The 21,516-nt window shown below is 48.4% G+C and carries 18 protein-coding genes; 5 read left to right on the top strand and 13 right to left on the bottom strand.

Annotated features, from left to right (window positions below):
* Positions 1-35 precede the first annotated feature (35 nt).
* Complete coding sequence (locus P2W84_RS06640; protein WP_276089337.1) at positions 36-1,376, top strand: glycoside hydrolase family 140 protein; 1,341 nt, start codon at positions 36-38, stop codon at positions 1,374-1,376.
* On the opposite strand, the gene P2W84_RS06635 is transcribed toward P2W84_RS06640, so the two are convergent.
* From P2W84_RS06635 to P2W84_RS06625, 3 genes are all read right to left on the bottom strand, one after another.
* Positions 1,357-4,767, bottom strand: coding sequence for a ThuA domain-containing protein (locus P2W84_RS06635; RefSeq protein WP_276089336.1), 3,411 nt, complete (start codon positions 4,765-4,767; stop codon positions 1,357-1,359). The two genes, P2W84_RS06640 and P2W84_RS06635, sit on opposite strands and share 20 nt — an antisense overlap.
* Positions 4,768-4,846: 79 nt before the next feature.
* On the bottom strand, positions 4,847-5,752 hold the full coding sequence (locus P2W84_RS06630) for an NAD(P)/FAD-dependent oxidoreductase (RefSeq protein WP_276089335.1): 906 nt from the start codon (positions 5,750-5,752) through the stop codon (positions 4,847-4,849).
* A gap of 115 nt (positions 5,753-5,867) precedes the next feature.
* Positions 5,868-8,285 (bottom strand): glycoside hydrolase family 95 protein, encoded by a 2,418-nt coding sequence (locus P2W84_RS06625; RefSeq protein WP_276089334.1) that lies wholly within the window; start codon positions 8,283-8,285, stop codon positions 5,868-5,870.
* Positions 8,286-8,388: 103 nt separating this feature from the next.
* Here P2W84_RS06625 and P2W84_RS06620 point away from each other — a divergent pair, with 103 nt between their 5' ends.
* Positions 8,389-8,676 (top strand): pyrimidine/purine nucleoside phosphorylase, encoded by a 288-nt coding sequence (locus P2W84_RS06620; protein WP_276089333.1) that lies wholly within the window; start codon positions 8,389-8,391, stop codon positions 8,674-8,676.
* Here the strand turns inward: P2W84_RS06620 and P2W84_RS06615 are convergent.
* On the bottom strand, positions 8,673-9,659 hold the full coding sequence (locus tag P2W84_RS06615) for an L-histidine N(alpha)-methyltransferase (RefSeq protein ID WP_276089332.1): 987 nt from the start codon (positions 9,657-9,659) through the stop codon (positions 8,673-8,675). The two genes, P2W84_RS06620 and P2W84_RS06615, sit on opposite strands and share 4 nt — an antisense overlap.
* A gap of 6 nt (positions 9,660-9,665) precedes the next feature.
* Positions 9,666-10,817: an ergothioneine biosynthesis protein EgtB gene (egtB, locus tag P2W84_RS06610; RefSeq protein WP_276089331.1), complete on the bottom strand. Its 1,152-nt coding sequence runs from the start codon at positions 10,815-10,817 to the stop codon at positions 9,666-9,668.
* A 218-nt stretch (positions 10,818-11,035) separates the two neighbouring features.
* Here egtB and P2W84_RS06605 point away from each other — a divergent pair, with 218 nt between their 5' ends.
* Entirely contained in the window at positions 11,036-12,469 is a 1,434-nt protein-coding gene (locus P2W84_RS06605; protein ID WP_276089330.1) for a tetratricopeptide repeat protein, read from the top strand.
* Here P2W84_RS06605 and P2W84_RS06600 read toward each other — a convergent pair whose 3' ends face one another.
* The 8 genes from P2W84_RS06600 to P2W84_RS06565 are packed head-to-tail and all read right to left on the bottom strand — an operon-like array spanning position 12,470 to position 18,017.
* Positions 12,470-13,132 (bottom strand): 1-acyl-sn-glycerol-3-phosphate acyltransferase, encoded by a 663-nt coding sequence (locus tag P2W84_RS06600; RefSeq protein WP_276089329.1) that lies wholly within the window; start codon positions 13,130-13,132, stop codon positions 12,470-12,472.
* Complete coding sequence (locus P2W84_RS06595; protein WP_276089328.1) at positions 13,129-13,950, bottom strand: alpha/beta hydrolase; 822 nt, start codon at positions 13,948-13,950, stop codon at positions 13,129-13,131. The genes P2W84_RS06600 and P2W84_RS06595 overlap by 4 nt, the downstream gene beginning before the upstream one ends.
* A complete protein-coding gene (locus P2W84_RS06590) occupies positions 13,947-14,312 on the bottom strand; it encodes a holo-ACP synthase (protein WP_276089327.1) in 366 nt (121 codons plus the stop codon). Before P2W84_RS06590 ends, P2W84_RS06595 begins: the two co-directional genes overlap by 4 nt.
* Positions 14,299-15,114, bottom strand: a complete 816-nt coding sequence (locus P2W84_RS06585) for an SDR family oxidoreductase (RefSeq protein WP_276089326.1) — start codon at positions 15,112-15,114, stop codon at positions 14,299-14,301. Before P2W84_RS06585 ends, P2W84_RS06590 begins: the two co-directional genes overlap by 14 nt.
* A 3-nt stretch (positions 15,115-15,117) precedes the next feature.
* Positions 15,118-16,467: a beta-ketoacyl synthase N-terminal-like domain-containing protein gene (locus tag P2W84_RS06580; RefSeq protein ID WP_276089325.1), complete on the bottom strand. Its 1,350-nt coding sequence runs from the start codon at positions 16,465-16,467 to the stop codon at positions 15,118-15,120.
* Position 16,468: 1 nt separating this feature from the next.
* Positions 16,469-16,729, bottom strand: a complete 261-nt coding sequence (locus P2W84_RS06575) for an acyl carrier protein (protein ID WP_276089324.1) — start codon at positions 16,727-16,729, stop codon at positions 16,469-16,471.
* The gene (locus P2W84_RS06570) at positions 16,730-17,278 is read right to left on the bottom strand and encodes a hypothetical protein (protein ID WP_276089323.1); all 549 of its coding nucleotides are present in this window, start codon (positions 17,276-17,278) and stop codon (positions 16,730-16,732) included.
* Between the two features lie 16 nt (positions 17,279-17,294).
* Positions 17,295-18,017: an SDR family NAD(P)-dependent oxidoreductase gene (locus P2W84_RS06565; protein WP_276089322.1), complete on the bottom strand. Its 723-nt coding sequence runs from the start codon at positions 18,015-18,017 to the stop codon at positions 17,295-17,297.
* Positions 18,018-18,269: 252 nt separating this feature from the next.
* Between P2W84_RS06565 and P2W84_RS06560 the strand changes: the two genes are divergently transcribed.
* Together P2W84_RS06560 and P2W84_RS06555 are read left to right on the top strand one after the other, a co-directional pair.
* Positions 18,270-19,067, top strand: a complete 798-nt coding sequence (locus P2W84_RS06560; protein WP_276089321.1) for a hypothetical protein — start codon at positions 18,270-18,272, stop codon at positions 19,065-19,067.
* Between the two features lie 7 nt (positions 19,068-19,074).
* Positions 19,075-21,516 carry a bifunctional YncE family protein/alkaline phosphatase family protein gene (locus P2W84_RS06555; protein ID WP_276089320.1) on the top strand — a complete coding sequence of 814 codons (2,442 nt, stop codon included), beginning with the start codon at positions 19,075-19,077 and terminating at the stop codon, positions 21,514-21,516.

The following is a 21,516-nucleotide window of genomic DNA, read 5'->3' as shown; positions in this document are numbered from 1 at the left end:
TGGTTAAGTTTGGTCTACAACCACATATAAACCACATGAAACCCAATTTGATCTTCGCATTTCTTATCCTCATGCAGTCTGTTACGACGCTGCAGGCCAATGCACAGCTGAAAATAAGCCCGGATCACCGTCATCTGCAGACCAGCAGCGGCAAGCCTTTTTTCTGGCTGGGCGATACGGCCTGGGAGCTTTTTCACAAACTGGACCGGGCGGAGGCAGAGCGGTATCTGAAAGACCGGGCAGACAAAGGCTTTACGGTAATCCAGGCTGTGATCATTGCCGAGCTTGACGGCCTGAACACCCCAAACCCCTACGGCGAAAAACCGCTGACCGGAAATGATCCTGCGAAACCCCGTGAGGCCTATTTTAAGCATGTAGATGAGATCGTGAAGAAAGCGGAAGAACTGGGCCTTATGATCGCCATGCTGCCTTCCTGGGGCGACAAATGGAACAAAGCCTGGGGGCAGGGTCCCGAGATCTTTACGCCAAAAAATGCAGAAGTTTTTGGGGAGTATGTTGGCCGCCGCTATAAGAACAACGCCATTATATGGGTATTGGGCGGAGACAGGCATATTGAAAATCAAAATCAGCGCGATATCATCGAGGCCATGGCACGAGGCCTGAAGAAGGGCGACGAAGGTCATCACATGATGACCTTTCACCCTGCAGGCGCGCGTACCTCATCTGACTATTTCAAAGATGCCTCATGGATCGACTTCCACATGTCGCAGACGGGCCACAGCCAGGATTCAAAAAATTATCAGTTTAATCTTAAGAACCGGGCACTTTTCCCGCAACGACCCTATTTAGACGGAGAACCGCGTTACGAAGACCATCCCAACCAGTTCAATCCGGGTAAGTTTGGTTGGATGGACGACTTTGACGCCAGGCAATGCGCTTACTGGAGCCTGCTGTCCGGTGCCTGCGGGCATACTTACGGCAACCACAACATCTGGCAGTTCTTCAACGACAGGAACCCCGTATCCTGGGCAAGGACAAACTGGACAGTAGCTCTGGACCAGCCGGGTGCCCGGCAAATGGGCCTTATGAAGAAAATATTTGAACGCTACAACTGGCAGCGGCTCGTGCCCGATCAGAGCCTGATTGCCAAAGACAACCCTGAAAACACCGAATATGAAATGGCGGCTGTTTCACAGGACGGCGATTTCCTCATGGCATATCTCCCTTATGGGAGAAAGACACAGATCCGCACAGAAAAGCTGAAAGCGGTAAAACTCAGGACTTCCCTGTACAATCCAAGGGATGGGCATACACTGGATCTGGGCATTTCCGATAACGATGGCCCTAAAACCATCACTCCCCCATCTGAAGGAAGGGGGAGTGACTGGCTATTGATTATTGAGCAGCAAAATTGATCCAGTCTATGCTGGCAAGGTGCTGGTTCGGCCCGCTTTCCTTAACGAACAGGAAATAGAGATCGTGACGCCCCGTAAGTACCTTGCTTAACGGCGCGTCAAGTTCCCTGTAAACCTCCCAGCTACCGGTCTTGCTGTAATTCAGTTTCCCGACGAGCTGTCCTTTTGGCGAATCCTGCCTGATCTCAATAGTGGCATCTTTGTCTGTAGATGCATATCTGAAGGTCAGCTTGCCGATACCTTTCAGGTCGATGTTCTTCAGGGCAAAGAAAGAGCCGTGGTGAATGGCGCCGAGATGGCTGTCGTTTCTGTCTATATTGCGCAGGATTTCAGCATCTTCTGCCTGGACTTTGGATGGACGCAAGATCAGTGTCTCCTTTTTCGTCAGGGGAGTGATCGCACCACCCTTATCGGTATACGAGGCGGAGAAGATATAACGTCCCTGGTCCCAGGCTTTGGTCGTAAGCTGTCTGTCCAGTGTTGCCGTACCTTGAGGCGGAAGTGCGGTATTGGCTTTCTTCACGCTCAGGGACAGGATATATTTGACCATTTCTGAAGCGTCCTCCTTAGAAACCTGCGGATGGGCGCTCATGGCATGCTCGCCCCAGACACCACCGCCACCTTTGATGATCTTATCTGCGAGCCGGCCAACTGCCGACTGGTCTTTGGCATATTTCTGCGAGACCCGCATGAATGAAGGTCCTACAGACAGGGCATTGACCTGGTGGCAAGCTTTACAATCACTGTTCGCAATTAGCGATTTGCCGAAATTGTAACTGGGTGTAATATCCTGATGCCCCACCAGTGACTGATTATTTTGTACTTTCTCGATAAAGTTCAGGTCAACTTGGATCTTAGATTTATCGATCACTTTATCCTCGTTGTCCTTTACCTCCACCTTGTAAGTGAACTTACTGGCTTTAGGAAAGAAAAAGCTGCTGTTGCTGCTGGTATTAATGGCAACCTGCGGCAGGGTATTGCCCACCTTGATTACCACAGTATCCAATGTGCTGGCACCAGCCTGGTCGGTAACCTTCAGCGTTACATTATAAATGCCGTTTTTATTAAAGGTGTAAGATGGGTTCTGCTCAGTAGCACCAATAGCTCCGTTTTCAAAACGCCACTCGTACCTGATCTGGTCATCTTCATCGTTATCATAGCTCTTTGAGGCAAACGCTGCCTTATAAGGAGCAAGGCCAATGGTATCCCTGGTTTCGATCTTTGCAATCGGTGCACGGTTACCCCCGTTGTAATCGATGCGTACCAGGCGCGCGTCTACGTTGTCTATCCCATATACAGTACCATATTCCAGCATATAAAATGAGCCCTCTGGCCCGACTTCTATATCAATCGGACGACGGAAATCGCCGTTAGTCTGCATAAAAGGCTCCATTCGCTTGAAATTCTGATGCTCATCCAGGCGCACAGCGAACACCCAATTGCGCATCCAGTCATACATGAACAATGCCTTATCATAATATTCAGGGAACTTCGTGGCAGACTTCAGGTTCGGATCATAATGATAAACCGGCCCGCCCATTGCACAACGTCCGCCTTCCCCCAGCTCGGGAAATTCTGCCGAACGGGCGTAGGGATACCACACCATTGCTTTTTGAGGTGGCGGAAGGACTTTCAATCCCGTATTATATGGAGAACTGTTTGTGGCTCCGCTCAGGTCAAAGGCTTCGCCGGTTTTTTTAGTGGCAAAATCATATGCTTTATAAGGCTTGTTGTCACCGACAAAATAAGGCCAGCCGAAGTTACCTGCTTTTTTTGCCTGGTTGAACTCGTCATAACCTTTTGGCCCCTGTTCGCCGTCCCGGCCCGAGTCCGGGCCTACCTCACCCCAGTAAACAATCCCCGTTGCCTTATCTACCGACATACGGTAAGGATTACGGCAACCCATTACATAGATTTCCGGGCGCGTATTGGGCGTCCCTTTGGGAAAAAGATTGCCTTCAGGAATGGTATAGGTGCCATCTGCCTCCGGATGTATACGCAGTATTTTGCCCCTGAGGTCATTGGTATTACCAGCCGAGCGTTCGGCGCTAAAGGTAAGCCGGTTTGGCTGCTGATCGATCGGCGCGAAGCCATCCGACTCAAATGGTACCGTATTGTCCCCTGTGGAAATGTACATGTTTCTGTCCTTGTCCCATTCGATGGAACCGCCGGTATGGGCACTTAACTCCAGATCGATCGGGATCTCAATAATAACCTTCTCCGATTTCAGGTCCAGCACGTTGTCCTTACTGATCGGGATTCGGGAAATGTGCTGCTTGACCTTACCCTCAGCCTCGGCCGTATTGAAGAAATAGAGATTGTTATTATTGGCAAAATCAGGATCGATGCTCATCCCCAGCAAACCGTTCAGGTACTTGTCCACCGCTTTTACAGGAAACTTATACACCAGGGTAGTTTTCCTGTCTTCGGGTGTATAAACATAAAAATTACCCGCGCGCTCAATAAAGAACACCCGGCCGTCAGGGGCAACCGAAAGCTCCATCGGCTCATTCAGATCATTTGACAAAATGGTTTTGGTAAAACGGTTATCCTCTGGCTTTTTAACGGAATAGGCCTTAGAATAATCTCTGGTCATCGTTTCACTGGTCGCGGCATATAAAATGCCGCCCAGCAGGTGCTTTAAAAACAACGGCTCACTAAAACTTTCGTCAGTATGTCCGCCACCGGTATAGAAGGCCCTGCCACCGTCAAATTCATGATACCAGGCGATAGGATGGTCTTTGCCATTCTCTCCGCCTTCATAAGTGGTTTCATCCAGACGGGCGAGTACATTCAATCCCGGCTGGATACTCTTATAGTTGTACCACTCATCGGTACGTTCCCATCTTTTGGGGAGACCATGTGTTGAACGGTGGGTCGTATCATCTACATTAATGGTCGCCTTGCGGACATTCGGATTGCCGGGATGGCTCTTGAAGTAAGCGCCAACCAGCCTGTTGTACCACGGCCAGTCATACTCCGTGTCAGCCGCAGCATGGACACCGGCATAACCGCCGCCTGCCTGGATATAACGCTCAAACTGGACCTGCTGGTCTGCATTGAGGACATTCATGGTAGTACTCAGGAATACAACGGCATTGTATTTTTTCAGACTGTCTTCAACGAAGTAATCCGCATTCTTAGTGGTATCGACAATGAAACCATGCGCTTTACCCAGTTTCTGAATGGCAGCAATGCCCGCCGGGATAGAAGAATGATAAAACCCTTTCGTTTTGGAAAAGACCAGAACACGTACAGGTGGCGGCGGCGCAACCACCACCTCGACCGGTTTGGTCTTAGGGGCCATAGATTTACAGGCGTAAAGGCCTACCGAAGCACAAATGACAGTAAGCGCTGCCAGGTATACCTTTGATTGTTTGGCTTGAAACATAGCAAGTTAATTGGTTAGTGTGTGTGGCGGTAAACTTAGCAAATATTTCTAACCTCCGGAATAAATAGTTCCGGTTGTATTATCGGTTAAAGATCAGCTCGTGATTGACAAAAGCTCCTGCCTTACCACCACCCGATACCGCTGCAGCAACACTTCTCATCATTGTAGTACAGTCTCCCGCAGCAAAGACCCCAGGTACATTGGTTTTCTGAAAATCATCCACCTGTATGAATCCCTGTTCAGTCATTGCGCAACCGAGTTGCTGAGGAATTGAGCAATGCTGCTTAAACGGCAGCTTTGCATACAAAGCCTGCAATACGATATTCTGATCGTCTTCAAGCAATAACGACGATAAATATCCGTTTTCGTGGATGATTTCTTTAACCGGGGTTTCGATAACAGGTATGTGCAGTTCTGCTAATTCTTTCGCTTTCTCATCAGCGATAACGGACGGCCCGTTCGTAAACAGGATCAGGCCATATGCCCAGTGATTTACCAGCTTAGCAAAATCGGCAGCGATGTCACCGTTGGCCAGCAATCCGGTAATCTGCCCCTTATATTCGTAACCATGACAATAAGGACAGTGGATTGCTGAAATTCCCCAGCACGCCTCAAACCCTTTAATCTTTGGCATCTCGTCAACGATACCTGCCGCAAAAATGATCTTGACAGAAGTTACCGTATTTCCGGAAGACAGCTCTATACGGAAATTTCCATCTGTCCCCTCTGCAGCAGACACATGATCTTCCAGGAATTGTACCGTGGGGTACTTCAATACCTGATCTTTGGCTATCGCGGCAAGTTCGGCAGGGGCTATACCGTCCCTGGTCAGAAAATTATGGGAATGCGGTGTCTGCCGGTTGCAGGGTTTCCCGCTGTCAACAATAAGTACACGCCTGGCCGACCGGCCCAGTGCTAGTCCCGCGGAAAGTCCTGCGTAACTACCGCCGATAACAACAACTTCGTAATGCTGATTCCCTGTCATACTAATTCTGCTTTTATTTGCAACAAAGTTGCGAAACAGTATGCGTACGGACAAGTGGATTTTGCCATGTAAATGCCATAAGTCAGTTTATCTATTGAGCTAATGTCATCTGCAATCAGAACTTAACAGAATAGCTTGTTCCCCTGGCGGTGTTAAACCCGATCTGGTCATCTGAAATTTTCCTGACGGCAACTTTCTTCCCTCCGGCGGTTACTGTCGCACCCGCAATGCCTGGATAGTGCAATATACATCCGTTGCCTGACCCGGATTTAACAACAGCCATATCCAGCTTTCCGGAATTCCAGCGCATCGAAACCTCAAAATTGCCCCTCGCTTTCAGACCGGAGACTTTTCCATCAGCCCATGCCGAAGGCAGTGCCGGCAAAAACTCGATGATCCGGCTGCCAACCTCGCCTTCCTGGCTTTGCAGCAACATCTCTGCTACGCCGGCAGTGTAGCCGAAATTGCCATCGATCTGAAATGGAGGATGCAGATCAAATAAATTATATGCGATACTCTTCTGCAGCAGCGCAGCAACATGCTCATGCGCCGAATGACCATCCTTAAGGCGCGCAAAGAAATTGATGGTCCAGACCCTGCTCCAGCCTGTACCGGCTCCGCCATTTCTCAAACGTTTGGCCAATGTTTTCCTGGCCCCTTCAAACAGGTCCGGAGTTTTAAGCGGTGTAATCTGGTTACCCGGGTGCAGGGCGAACAAATGTGATACGTGACGGTGGCCAGGTTCGCCCTCTTTGTAATCTTCCACCCACTCCTGTATGGAACCATCAGCGGCCAGTTTTACCGGTGCAATCTTCTTCAAGGTACCGGCCAGTGTATCACCAAACAAGGCGTCTTGTTTCAATATCTTCTCTGCAGCCATAGTCCTTGTAAACAGATCATGGATGATCTCCATATCCATAGTGGGAGCGTAAGTAAGCTTTTCGCCCTTTCCGGTAACCGGATGGATGTAAGAATTTTCAGGGCTGTAAGAAGGTGCGGTCACCAAACGGCCCTGTTCATCGGGTACCAGCAAGTCCAGGACAAATTCGGAAGAGGTCTTCATCATAGGATAGGCCACATTCCTCAGGTAACCCAAGTCGCCATTAAACTCATAGTGTTCAAATATCGGCTGGGTCATCCATGGACCACCCATCGGAAACATCCCGTTGATTACTCCGTCATGCACCGCCGTATGCCCGAAAGCATCCGTTAAATGGTGTACTGTCCAACCCCGTGCACCGTACATCTGCCTGGCAGTACGGGTTCCCGGAACCTGCAATACCTGCATGAAATGGGTAAGCGGGGCAACCGTTTCCGGCAGATTGGTCAGCTCTGCAGGCCAGTAGTTCATCTGAAGATTAATGTTGGTATGGAAATCTGCATTCCATGGCGCATTCAGTTCCTTATTCCATATGCCCTGAAGGTTCGCAGGTAATACTCCCGGTGCCCTCGAACTGCCGATCAGCAGATACCGGCCGTACTGGAACAACAGCACCTCCAGCCCGCGGTCCTGCGGATCCTTTTTATAAGCTTCCAGCCGTTCATCCGTTGGCAGGCCGGCCTTCATATCCCTGCCAAAGGAAAGTTCCGTTCTGTTCATCAGTTCCTGGTGGTCGGCAACGTGTGCCGCCTTAAGCGCAGCAAAACTTTTAGCAGCCGAGGTCCTCAATATCTCCCTGCAGATCTTATCCGGGTCTCTGGCAGCATCAACATTCATGGTTTCCGCATTATAATCCGTTGCCCCGGTAATCAGAATAGTCACTGCTTTTGCGCCGTTTATTTTGATCTTATCTCCCTGCTCATCCAGCTTTCCGCCTTCATTCAGTAGCTGGGTGATGGTCTCAAATCTCATACCTGATCCATCGATCTGGCCACGCAATGTGAGCTGACTGCCTTTTGCTGAAGCGACCGCATCTTTCTGTCTGGTCATACTCAGGGTAGCTGTAATTCCCTCCCCGGCATCCGTCTCCAATCTCACCACGATAAGGTTTGCAGGAGCTGAGGCAAAAACTTCCCTTGTATATTTTTTTCCACCGATCTCATATTGCACCTTATGTACGCCCGTACGCAGGTCCAGTTCCCGCATATAGCTGCCTGCTTCAGCACCATGCCCAAAATCAAGAAACAGGTCGCCAAGAGGCTGATAAGATTTTACGCCCCCTGGATTTCCATTCAGGGCCCTGTTTGCCAGCTCCATCGCTTCCGAAGCCTTTCCGTCCAGGATCAGTCTCCTGATTTCAGGCAGGTTCTTCAATGCCTCAGGGTTATTGTTATTGACCTGCTTGCCCTGCCATACACTCTCCTCACTCAGCTGCAGCTGCTCCCGGCCAACGCCGCCAAAGATCATCGCTCCGAGACGTCCGTTACCAACCGGAAGTGCCTTCATCCAATCCCTCGCTGCCTTTTTATACCATACTTTCAGATCTGCTTTGGTATCCCGAATGTTTCCCTGCCGGGCAATAGCCATAACAGGGACGAGATAAGCAATTGCAAGCACTAGTCGTGCAGTCCGGATGGGGATGTTTATTTTCATAACTGGTTCTATTTGGTTCAGCCAAAATACGTCATCCTATTAATTATATCTTAAAAAAAGGTTAATAGCCCTATATTTGTGTATTCATCATTACTCCCATATCATGAGCGACCGAAAGATTCAACACAATGTATATTTTGAAGGCAATGTGCAAAGCCTTGGCCTTGACACTGAACGCGGTAAGGCGACGGTAGGGGTGATGAAGCCTGGCAGCTATATTTTTTCTGCATCAGTCCCGGAAACCATGCTCGTGATCGCCGGAACACTCAGCGTGAAGAATGGCGACACATTCACCAGCTACGGGCCACAGGAACAATTCGAGGTGAGCGCAGGTGCCAGTTTTGAGGTCGTATGCGAAAGCGATGCTGCATACATCTGTTATTACGGCTAGACCAGGCAAGTCTGTTCCGTCCGAAGGATCATGTCGACAAAATAACCGTTACTGTCTGTGAAATGCTTTACATACCGGAACCCTGACTTACTGGCCAGTGCCTCAATATCGCCAGGCGCATACTTCTGAGAAATTTCAGTGAAGATATATTCATTTGCCAGGAAGTGGATTTTATCCGCATCGCCGATACGGACCGTCTGTTCCTTTAAACTGATCAGGAAGCTCTTACAGGCGCCCGATTCAGGATCATAGGTCGCATAGTGATCAAAGTTCCCGACACGGAAGTCTGCACCCAGTTCCCTGTTCATCCTTGCCAACAAGTTTAAATTGAAAGCCCGTGTAATTCCGTTGAGGTCATTGTAGGCCAGCAAGATCTGCCGGGGATCCTTTTTCAGGTCAAACCCGATGAGCAGCAGATCGTCCTGCGTCATATGTTTTCTTATGTCAAGCAGAAAATCCTGCGCCTGACCGATATCCATATTGCCAATGTTTGCCCCCATGAACAAAATCACCTTTCTTCTTCCTGATGCAGAAGCGGCGTATGCAAGCATCTCGAGGTATTCACCATTCAATCCCTGCATCTTCAGGCCGGGAAGCTGCCCGGGAAGCCTATTCTCCAGACAGGAAATGATATTCGATGAGATATCGACCGGAAGATAGGTAAAATCTTGTCTGCGCGTGAGGAGTTCCCGCAACAGATGGACAGATTTCGTTGCGTCCCCGGCGCCGAGCTCCAGGAGATCAAACGGCGTTCCGTCACGGGCGATCAAGTCCGCAATCCTGCCGGATTGCGTTTCGAGAATTTCCATTTCCGCCTTTGTCAGGTAGTACTCCTCCATCTGCATGATCTGCTGGAAAAGGCGGTCGCCTTCTTTGTCGTAAAAATATTTGGAACTCAAATATTTTGGCTTCGACTTCAGGCCCGTCAATGTATCTGAAAGGAATTGAGCCTTGTCTGGCATAAGTTGAACCGTGTTCATCATCTTTGTTTATTTTACGAGCCTTATACCGGTAAACTGCCACCTGAGCTGCGGGTGGAAAAAATTGCGGTAAGTATTTCTGGAATGTCCTGCAGCCGTAGCGATGGAACCGCCCCTGAGCACCTTCTGGTTTACCATGAATTTTCCGTTGTATTCTCCGATTGCGCCAGGTGCCTTTGAGAACCCCGGATATGGCAGGTAAGCACTTTCCGTCCATTCCCATCTAGCGCCCCAGTCAAATAATCCTGCCGCAGCCTCCCATTCAAATTCTGTAGGGAGCCGCATCCCCCGCCACTGTGCAAAAGCATAGGCCTCGTAATAACTGACGTGGGTAAGCACGGCATCGGGATCAAGCGGCCTTAGCCCTTCCAGAGTATAACAATACCAGTCGCCATCAATATGGTGCCAGTACATGGGCGCTGATATGTCATTATTCCTTACCCAATCCCAACCTTCTGAATGCCAGAAATTAAAATCCGTATATCCGCCTGCGGACATGAATTGGAGATATTCACCATTGCTGACCAAGGCGGAACTGATGCTGAATGCCTGAAGATAAACCTTGTGACGGCTAAGCTCGTTGTCAAAGCAAAAACCATCGCCCGTATATCCAATCTCGTACATGCCCTCGGGGACTAAGCGCATTTCTGCTATCTCCTTCCTGTTTTTTGGCCCCTTCTTCTCTATTTGCCGGTAGGGAGGAAACAAAGGATTGTGACCGAGAATATATTTGATATCAGTCAGGAGCAATTCCTGGTGCTGCTGTTCATGATTAAAACCGATAAAAAGTAATTCCTCCACATGCCCGTTAACTTCTCCCTGTAAAAAAAGCAGCATGGCATTATCTACGTGGGTACGATAACGGTAGATTTCATCAACGCCTGGCCTGCTGAGATTGCCCCGGTCGGTACGGATCACCCGGTTGCCAACGGTCTCATAATAGCTGTTGAACAAGTAATTGAAGTTCGGATTAAACATTTGATAACCAGCAAAGCTGGGAACGAGTACGAACGCTTCGAAAAACCATGTCGTATGCCCCAGATGCCATTTCGGCGGGCTTACGTCGACCACTGGCTGCACCACGTAGTCCTCTGTCTGCAAAGGTGCGCAAATGCGTTCGGTTTGCTTTCTGATAAGTATGTATTGTTCGGAAAGAGTCATTCTTATAGCAATAAACAATGTTTGATGAAAAAAGGCTGAAAAAACATTAGAAATGTTTCAGTTGCATGCCAATAAAATAGAACAAGGTGATCTGCCTCGGTCAATGGCTGGCTTTTTGCATGCAAGTGCATAACTTAGCATTCCTAACTATTCCCGAATTACGTTAATACTATATGCACTTAAAGTCTTTCTCCTTACTGTTTCTTTTCATTTTCACAATGTTTCCGGCAAAAGCCAGCTTCATCTTCGATGCCAGCGCTACAGCCGCCTACAAAGCCATTTTTGAACTCCGCCTGAACGATGCAAGGAAATATATCGCTGACGGAAAAAGCAAAAATCCTGAAAACGGCATTCCCGTTCTTCTGGATAACTATGTAGATTATATGTACTTGCTGACCTCAGATAATAAAACAGAATACGAAAAGCTCAAAGGAAGAAAAGACGGCAGGATAAATGCACTGGAAGATAATGATAAAGACTCGCCTTATTACCTATTTTCACAGGCGGAAATTTATTTGCAATGGGGCCTGGTGAAGGCAAAGTTTGGCGATTATACCGCCTCCACAATAGATTTAAAAAGAGCGCAGGGACTGTTGAAAAGGAACCAGGAAAAATTCAGGGATTTTCTTCCGAACCGGAAAGGCCTGGCGCTCATAGAAGTCGTTTTCGGTGCCATTCCTTCCAATTTACGCGGCATTGCCGACTTCCTGGGGCTCAAAGGGAATATCTCATCCGGAGTAAGGCAGATGGAAGCATTCAAAAGCCAGATCGCCGGGACATCGTATGACTTTTACAGCGATGAAGCCATATTCCTCCTCTGCTTCATGGATATTGACATTCTCCATAACAGGGACAACTACACCAGGCTAAATGCCTTTCTGAATGACATGGACGAAAAGAGCCTGCTCAGAACTTATCTTAAAGGCTATGTGGCCTTCAAGACAGGGCACAATGACGCCGCAATTTCCGCACTTCAGGGTATTCCGAAATCTGCATTATATACCCCACTTCCCGCCGCGCAATACTTGCTTGGCAGTGCAAAACTGTGCCGGATGGACACCGATGCCCACGTCTATCTGACCAATTATCTGAAAGAGTACAAGGGTATGAATTACATCAAAGACACTTACCTTAAACTCGCCTATCATTACCTGCTCAAAGGCGATCTTCTTGGTTATAACAATTACCTCAAGCTTGTAAAGACCAAAGGTTATACTACCGATGAAAAAGACAAACAGGCCCTTAAGGAGGCCAACGACCTGCGGCCAGATACACAGTTGCTGAAGGCAAGGTTTTATTTTGACGGAGGTTATTATGCTAAGGCCCTTGCTCAGATTAAAAACAAAGAAGCTCAGGATTTAAAGAACCTCCGGGACAAGATCGAGCTCTACTATCGTCTCGGCAGGATATACGACCGGATGGATATGTTCAATGAAGCGATCGCCAATTATCAGAAGACCATAGATATCGGTAAAAATGAGACCTATTACAGTGCTGCCAATGCGGCCTTATTTTCAGGAATGCTTTACGAACAGAGAAAAGACAAGACAAAGGCGGCCTACTTCTACAACCTTGCCCTGAGAATGCGAAACCACGAATATCAGAACAGCATCGATACCCAGGCTAAAGAAGGTCTGCAGCGTCTGAAATGATCAGTGTTCCGGCGGTGGTTCCACCGTAAAACGGATATTTCGCTCAACTGACCTGCGGTGGTGTGCATTGACCTTACGCTTAAGCCCTTCAAAATCATAGTCCTTATTGGTACCGCAGTCCAGCAGGTTGAAAGATACTGAAGGCCTTGTACTTTCGAAGAAATCGACAATGTTACTGCTCCAGACCAGCTGGCAATTTCCCCTAATCGCCGGTACTATCTCGTTCAGGCCATCCTCAAACCGGATATACCGGATATGGCTGCTTTCCAGGTTACCCTGCGGATAGAAAAGCAAAAGGTTGCCCGGCTCAGACAATACTTCAGCCGCATAAGCAAAACTCTCCTTGATCGAACGCCTTCCCGGTTCTACAGAAAAGCTCCCCACATACCTCAGCCATTTGTTCTTTTCCATCTGCCTTTTCAGGGACATGATGTACAGCTTCCGCATACCTCCCGTTTTCCAGAACAGCTTGTTGCATAAATAATAAGCAAGCAAACCATCAAGGAAGCTGAAGTGGTTGCACATCAGCAGGTAAGAATGACCGGATTTGATCTCGATATCCCTGATCAATAGCTTATTGAAACGTCTTTTGAGGAACCAGCCAACTAGGATGGCCCCGCATTTAAAGAAAAATGGCGGCAAAGGTCTTGATTTGATGATCATGGCAAAAGGTTCGCAATATGAGATACAAAATTCCTGTTGATCATTTCATGGTTCTCGTCCAGGATCAGGACTTTTCCTGTATTGTACCTGGAGAAAAAGGATTTTCCGATCGCCGGCAGATACATTTTATCGTACCGGCCAAAGATAAATATACTTTTGATACGATAAGCAGTCAGTGCCCGGATCAGCCTGGGCTCGTCTGTTTCTAGATAGCGGAGATAAGTGAAACAAGCATACAGGGCAAATCTCAGCTCCGGCGTCCCCACTTCATTATAAAGGATATTTTGGCCTGCCTCATCGATGAACCTCAGCTTTCTGAAAAGCCGGATCAGGTTGGTCGTCGCCCGCTTGCTCAGCATCAAGCGCTCCAGGAGCTTATTTCCAATAGTATTCCTCCCAAAAAATCTGACCAGGCGCCCAGGTTCAATGGAAGAGGGAGCTGCAACGATATAGGCATCGATCCGTTCCGGCAACTCCTCTGCAATGGTCGTTGCATAATGCGTCCCCATAGAATAGCCGATCACGGAAAATCTTTCTATACTTTCGTGTCTGCAAAAATCTTCAATCAACGCTGCAAGCTGCTGTTTCTGCAAGCCCGCCTTGACTGTCTGCAGACTTTGGTCTTTCAATACCGTTTCCTTGTGAAAAAAGAGATCGAACCCAAAAAAGGTATAGCTTCCGCCCAGTTGTTCCTCCATCAGGCGGAACTGTCTTCCGTGCATACCGAAACCATGGAAACAAAGCATGGGCCTCGGCCCATTGCCGAACTTGTAGTAGTGAAGCTTTACAAAGCCGTTCTCAAAAAAATGGCTGGTCATACTGTCTCTACAATAACCACTGCCCAGACATAATCCCCATCATGTGAAATGGACAGGCTCAGATGTTCTGCCCCTGGTACCTGATGATGTAGCAACACCCTGGGTCTACCGGCGATCTTGTCCCGGAGGATCTCGATCTTCTTCCAGGAAAGCGGTCCGGGATCAAGCTGTTTAAGTGCCTTATATACCGCTTCCTTAGCCGCCCACGTAGAGGCATACCGCAGCAAAGACTGGTCAAAGCTTTTGCAATAGGCGATTTCCGCCTCTGTGTATACCTTTCCGATGAAAAGATCGGTCAGCGACTCGCTGAATCCGGGGACAAAGACCAGGTCATTACCGATTGCATACTTAACCTTTCTCATCGATCGCTACTCCCATAATATTGAATCCCCCATCAACAAAATGGATATTGCCCGTCACCTTCCTGGACAGGCCTGAAAAATAATATAATGCCGTATCTCCAACGTCACCCACATCAATATTGCCCAGCGGAGCCGTAATCCTGCCCATCTTACGGAGTTTTCTTACGCCGTTGATTCCACCCGCGGAAGTTGTCATTACAAGTCCGGCCGAAATGGCATTGACACGGACCTGCTTATCCCTGAGCTGATCGGCAAGGTAAATGACGATATTTTCCAGGGCCGCCTTATTGATGGCCATACCTGCATAACCAGGGAATACCCGCTGAGAAGCATTATAGGTCAACGTCAGCACAGAAGCCTCCTGCGCTAAATAAGGAAGGGAAACCCTCACAATTCTAAGTAAAGAATAAGCACTGATGTTAAATGAATCCATCAGGTCCTCAAACGGGATGTCCAGGTATCCGGGCGCTGGCAATCCGCTGCCTGGTAAGCTGTAACACATCACCTGCTGGCTGCCAAAGGCCACTCCATGCAGGATATAATCTACCGGCCCCAGTGTTGCACTTACCATTTCGAAAAAAGCCGCGATCTGCTGCTCGTCCCTCACGTCCACTTCCATGGCCCGGTCTTCCGAAAGGCCCAGTTCACGCAGCAGGTGCAATACATTGTCTTTAGTATCCTTCACATAACTCAACGCAATCCTGCACCCGGAACGGTGAAGCTTTACGGCAACATCATAGGCGATGGAACTGTCGTTCCTTACGCCAAAAATTACCGCTGTTTTATGGTTATTGTCAATCATAGGTTAATCTTCCCTGGAAATAGACATGGCACTGTTCGTTCCGCCAAAACCATAGTTCAGGCAAACGATTTGATTGATCTCCTTCTTTACAGCCTCTTGCGAGATCAGCTCACGATAGCCAGCCAAGGGCTTTTCCGGGCCGTTCCAGTCAGCAGATTTCTGAATGTTCTCCAATTCAGGGTTCAGCTGTACCGAATTCAGGCAGGGCAATACCTCCTGGTTTTGCAGCATCAGCACAGAAGCGATCAGCTCTACTGCTCCGGCTGCGCCGAGCATGTGGCCAAACTGGGATTTCGGGGCTGAGATGTGATAGCCTTCCTCTCCCATAACATCTACTACGCTCAACAGCTCAATGGCATCCCCCACAGGAGTGGATGTACCATGTACCTTGACTACATCAGGCCTGATCTCATGCCCATCCATCAACCCCTTCCAAAGACGCTTTTGTCCGGAAAAAGAAGGGAAGAACATATTACCCGAGCCATCTGAGTTATTATGATAATTATCAATTACCGCCAGGATCTTCGCTCCCCGGGCTTTGGCCAGCTCATATTCCTCCAGCGCAACAATACCACAGCCGAAGGAACAGACAAATCCGTTCCTGCTGGTGTCAAAGGGTCGGGAGCTTTCGGCAGCGCTAAAACCTTTGCTGAGCACCTGCATGGCATCAAAACCAATAAATGTCTCCAGTGAAGTTCCTTCAACCCCACCTGCGATCACCCGGTCCTGCAGGCCGAACTTAATAAGACGGTAGGCATAACCGATATTGCCCAGGCCGGTAGCACATGCCGACCCAATGGCTTCGCAAACCCCCTGGTTCCGGATCAGACAGGAAACGTTCGCCGCATCCCGGTAAACCATCGTACGGTCTACCGTATGTGAACCTGCTAATCTTGTCTTCCTTTTCAGCTCAAAAAAATTGTGCCAGGCCGTCCTTAAAATGATATGCCCGGCCCCTCCGGAACCAATGACCACACCAGTTTGTTCAGACCGTGTTTCCTCAGCAGTCCAGCCGGCCATCTTCAGTGCATCCTGTGCACCTAGCATAGACCAGATGCTGCCGATATCTGCAGTAGACAGATTCGTATCCGGGATCCGGCCCAGCAGGTCGATATACGTTTCGGGATAATCGGCAGCAAGCGTAGAATAAACCGGCTCCAGGTGCATCTCCGCCTCGGTAATGAACCCCGACACAGTAGAGCGGATATTCTTGCCGTGGGCAAGCGCCTGGTCCCATTCGCGGATCAGGCTTTCGCCAGAAAAGAGTTTCCGGTTAAAATCATCCAGGTCTCGGCAATCAGGGAATGCCCCGCCCATACCTACGATCGCTACTTTTCTTCCCGTTGTCACCATGCTAAGCCCTGTCTTTTGTCCTTAAGATCAGATCAACGATATCCTTAACCTTTGAACCCAGATCATCGATGTCGTCGTCTTCAAACTCGACACCAAACTTCTGTTCTGCCTTGGCGGCAATATTGATCATTTCCGTAGAAGGTGTATTGAGGTCCGCGATAAAGTCCGTTTCCTCGGTCACGTTTTCCAGTTTGCTCTGGTCAATGGTCCTTACCGTTTTTAAAATATCTACCAGTCCATCGATGATTTCTTGTCTTTCCATTTATTTTATAAACTTGTTTTTCTTTATTCCTTTTCCGGTTACTCCCTTTAATTCAGCGATCAGCGTAAACTCAGGATCCAGTTCATAATTCAGAAACTGCTCCGTTGTATAACTTTTGAAATAGGCTTCAAGGTCCAGGCCCGGGGGTACCTTATAAATCCGGCCGTCACAGGTCATTTGCCTGAATTTATAGAATGTAATCTGCCCCATACAGATAAAAACATCGCCAATTTCAAGATATCCCCTGAAGTTCACTTCAGAGATACTTACAAATAAAGGAATAAAATTAGCCTTTAAATGATCGAAGTCGCAATTTTGTTTAATTGTTTCCAGAAAACCACTGCAGGAAACTACGGTCGCCTGGGCAAAAGACTCTATCTGATCCACACCCCGGAATACGCCGAAATGGTCTTCGACATCGGTTTCAGTTGGCTTATAGCTTGCGACAATACCTACCTTAGGGTCATGCCAGAGGTATTTATTCACCAGGGTCTTTTTAGGCCCGTGGATAAGAATGCTTTCAGGAGCGGTCCCGATCAGGTTTTCCATGCTTGTTTATATCCGGTTAAACCAGCCCCCCATTAATGTGTATGGAAGAGCCGTTTATGTATGCTGATTGTGGCGAAAGCAAGAACTCAATGGTCCCCGCAACATCCTCTGCCGTACCGAACCTTTTAGAAGGGATCATTTTAAGATACTTATCTTTCTCTGTCTGCGGAAGGTCCCGGGTCATATCTGTATCGATAAAGCCGGGGCAAACGCTAAGTACCCGGATATCATGTTCCTCATTGAGGGCGGCGGCTTCCTTTGCCAGTGATTTGGAAAACGCGATCAGTCCCGCTTTAGTCGCAGCATATACCGATTGAAATGCATTTCCTGTTTCCGCGACTACCGAACTGACATTGATAATGACGCCACGCTTGTTCAGGCTGAATATTTTCATAGCCGTTTTACAGATCATCACTGGAGCCTTCAGGTTCACCTGTATCATGGTGTCTATAGCCTTCTCGGGCTGAAAAATAAGCGAATTGTCAAAGGTAACCCCTGCATTGTTGATCACGCCATAAAGCGAATCTCCATGTTCCTTTTTCAGCTGCTTGCAGAAGTTGCCCAGCTGTTCCGGGTCGGAAAGATCTGCACACAACTGCGTACTTCCCGGAATCACCGAAGTGAAGCTCTCAGGACGGCTCGCATGCAGGACAAGTTCATATTCAGCAGACAGCCTTTTTGAGATCGCGAGACCAAGGCCCCTGCTTGCTCCGGTTATTAATATCTTTTTTTTAGCCATTTATCTACTTAAGCGTACCATTGCGGGCTACAGAAAACCAAGCGCAAATGATTAACGGCTAAATATATTAAATTTCCTGCTTTGTATCGTCAGCCTGTAGCATCATAAGACACAGATGAAGGAATTACTCAGCCAACGTAAATTTCCTGATAGATAGATTTAACCAAATCATAATATCAGAATATAGACAGCAGACCAGCATATGCCGATATTTGTCGTTTAAAACATGTATATATCAAACTCCGTTTGAACATGAAAAAGAACTTATTCATTGTCCTTTTGGTTTTTTCAGGATTCAGGGGTATCGCCCAGACCCCGGTCCAGCCATTTTTATTCACGTTAAATACATTAACAGGAGACCAACCTAACTGGAACATTCATTATTCCGGAACATACGGAGAGCGGACCAATGGCCAGTTTGGTTATGACGGCCTCGGGCAGCAATTCGGCGTTAAAGGTTATTTAGGAAACCGTTTTACATTATATGCTACCGCCGCCATAGGTTTTGCTCATGGCGGAGGGGTCACTTCAGCACAGCAGGCAGAAGTGATCCGCGATCTGGCCGGAGGTAAAGCACAGCGAGGTTTCAGACTGGGGCTTGGATTCGGGCTGAGCCGCGACTGGTCCAATGTCAAATCTGCCATCAGCAGGATAACCTTATCCCTTGATCAGCCAAAATGGATGGCTACGGGAAACCTTCGGTTTGAGAAGGCATTTGAAAGTAGCAGGGACAAGCTTGACTTCATCAGCAGCCTGGGTTTTCAGCACAAGATCACCGACGGGGTGTTTATCGGAATTGAGGCCCTGGGCCAGGACCTTGAAGGTTTTTGGGAACAAGATGAGGCAGAAGGTGGTGCGAAGCTGATGGTAGGTCCCTCTTTAAGCCTGGCGCCGTCACACTCAAAGCTATCATTTGCACTTTCAGGCGGACCGGTATTCTACGCGACCAGGAGCAATGCAATACCCTCAGAAGCCATTCGCGAACTCGGGCAGGCATCGGGAAACGGCTATTCTATAAGGGCACTGATCAATTTTAACCTGCATAAATAACTGCAAAATGAAAAGAACACGACTTATCCTATTCTTCTTTGCAGCCCTGCTCAACACCGCTTCTGCGCAATGGCCCGGAAAACAGGAAAACAGCAACCAAATCCTGCTGCCCAACGGCTGGAAGCTTTCTCCCGCCGGACACTCCATACAACTGGGTGACCTGCCGCTGAACATGCAGATCAGTCCCTCAGGAAAATTCATTGCCGTTACCAATAACGGACAAAGCACCCAATCGTTACAGCTGATCGATCCGAAAACTGAAAAAATACTGGATGAAAAGATACTGCGTAAATCCTGGTATGGCCTCGCCTTCAGCAAGGACGAAAAGCATTTATATGCTTCTGGAGGTAATGACAACTGGATATTGGATTTCAGGCTAAAAGACAACACGCTGGAAGCAAGTGACACGATAAAATTAGGCCCGGTATGGCCCAAAGGAAAGATCAGTCCCGCAGGCATTGTTGTCAACAAAAATAACAGCAGACTATACACCGTTACGAAGGAAGACAGTACACTTTACATGATCAGTCCCGCAGCTAAAAAGATCCTAAAAAAAATACAACTTCCAGCTATAGCCTACAGCTGCGTACTCTCCGCAGATGAGCAAAAGCTTTATGTCTCCCTCTGGGGCGGCAAAAGCATTGCCGTGGTAGATCTCGCCGAAGAAAAAATTGCGCAGCTCATTCCGGTCGGCGACCATCCAAATGAACTCTTGCTGAATAAAAAAGGAACCCGCCTGTTTGTAGCCAACGCCAGTGACAATACGGTTTCCGTGATCAGCACCGCCTCTGCAAAGGTGATCGAAACCATAGCCACCACCTTATATGCCACGCAATTGACGGGTTCAACAACCAACGGGCTGGCATTGAGCGCAAATGAGAAGACCTTATACATCGCCAACGCAGACAATAATTGTCTCGCGGTTTTTGATGTGAGCAAGCCAGGTAACAGTTTAAGCCAGGGGTTCATACCGGTAGGCTGGTATCCGACCAGTGTAAAAACCCTTGGCGGAAGGATCCTGGTCACTAACGGGAAAGGAAATACATCGCTTCCAAACCCCAAAGGTCCTCAGCCTGTTTCCAAGATCGACAACAGCGACTACCATATGGGCAGCACTGCCAATCGCAGGTTGCAGTATATTGCAGGGCTGTTTAAGGGTACATTGTCATTCATAGAATCCCCAAAACCAGAGCAACTGAAAACCTATACCAGACAGGTATATGCAAATACCCCGTTCACAGATAAAAAAACACTACTGGCCGACGGCGAAAAAGGGAATCCCATTCCACGCCGCCAGGGAGAGAAATCTCCGATAAAGCACGTGTTCTATATCATTAAGGAAAACCGTACCTATGACCAGGTACTGGGCGATATACCTAAAGGGAACGGAGACTCCTCCCTATGCCTTTTCGGCAGAAAAATAACACCCAATCAGCATGCGCTTGCGGAACGGTATGTGCTGCTTGATAACTTTTATGTAGATGCCGAAGTAAGTGCAGACGGGCACAACTGGAGTATGGCGGCCTACGCTACAGATGTTGTGGAAAAAACCTGGCCAACCAGTTACGGATCAAGGGGCGGGTCAACTACGTTTGAAGGCGGAAGGCCGGTAACCTACCCAAAAGGCGGTTTCATCTGGGACTACTGCCAGCGTGCGGGTATTTCCTATCGCAGTTATGGGGAGTTCGGAGCCTATGCCAAAGCAAATATTAAAGCACTCCAGGGTCATATGTGCCCCAATTCTCCGGGTTTTGACATGGACATTCCCGATCAGGTACGTGCAGATGCCTGGATACAGGATTTTGATTCGCTGCTCAACGCAGGAAGTGTCCCTCAGTTCAGTACCTTAAGGATATCCAACGATCATACCAGTGGGCAGAAAGTAGGGAAAGTATCTCCAAGGGCTGCAGTTGCAGATAACGACCTGGCCGTGGGCCGTATCATCGAACATCTTTCGCACAGCCCCATCTGGAAAGAATCTGTGGTTTTTATCCTCGAAGACGATGCACAAAACGGACCAGACCATGTAGATGCACACCGCTCTCCGGCCTATGTAATCGGCCCTTACGTAAAGCGAAACGAGGTTATACATACGATGTATTCAACTTCAGGCTTCCTGAGAACTATGGAACTGATCCTTGGACTGCCACCCATGAGCCAGTATGACGCCGGAGCTATGCCACTGTTTGAATGCTTCACCAGTGAGCCGGACCTTACACCCTATACCTCTATAAAGCCATCGATCAACCTCGACACAAGGAACGTCGCCAACAATGAAAGCAGCAGAAGATCGGCGGTTTTCAATTTTGCAAAAGAAGATGCCGCACCAGATCTGGACCTGAACGAAGTGGTATGGAAATCCGTTAAAGGCGAGCATTCTGTAATGCCAGCCCCCAAACGAAGCGCGTTTGTGATCCTCGAAAAGAAAAAGGAAGACGATGACGATTAG

The organism is Pedobacter sp. JY14-1 (assembly GCF_029269825.1).
GTDB lineage: Bacteria > Bacteroidota > Bacteroidia > Sphingobacteriales > Sphingobacteriaceae > Pedobacter.
This window is presented reverse-complemented; position numbering and strand designations above follow the sequence as displayed.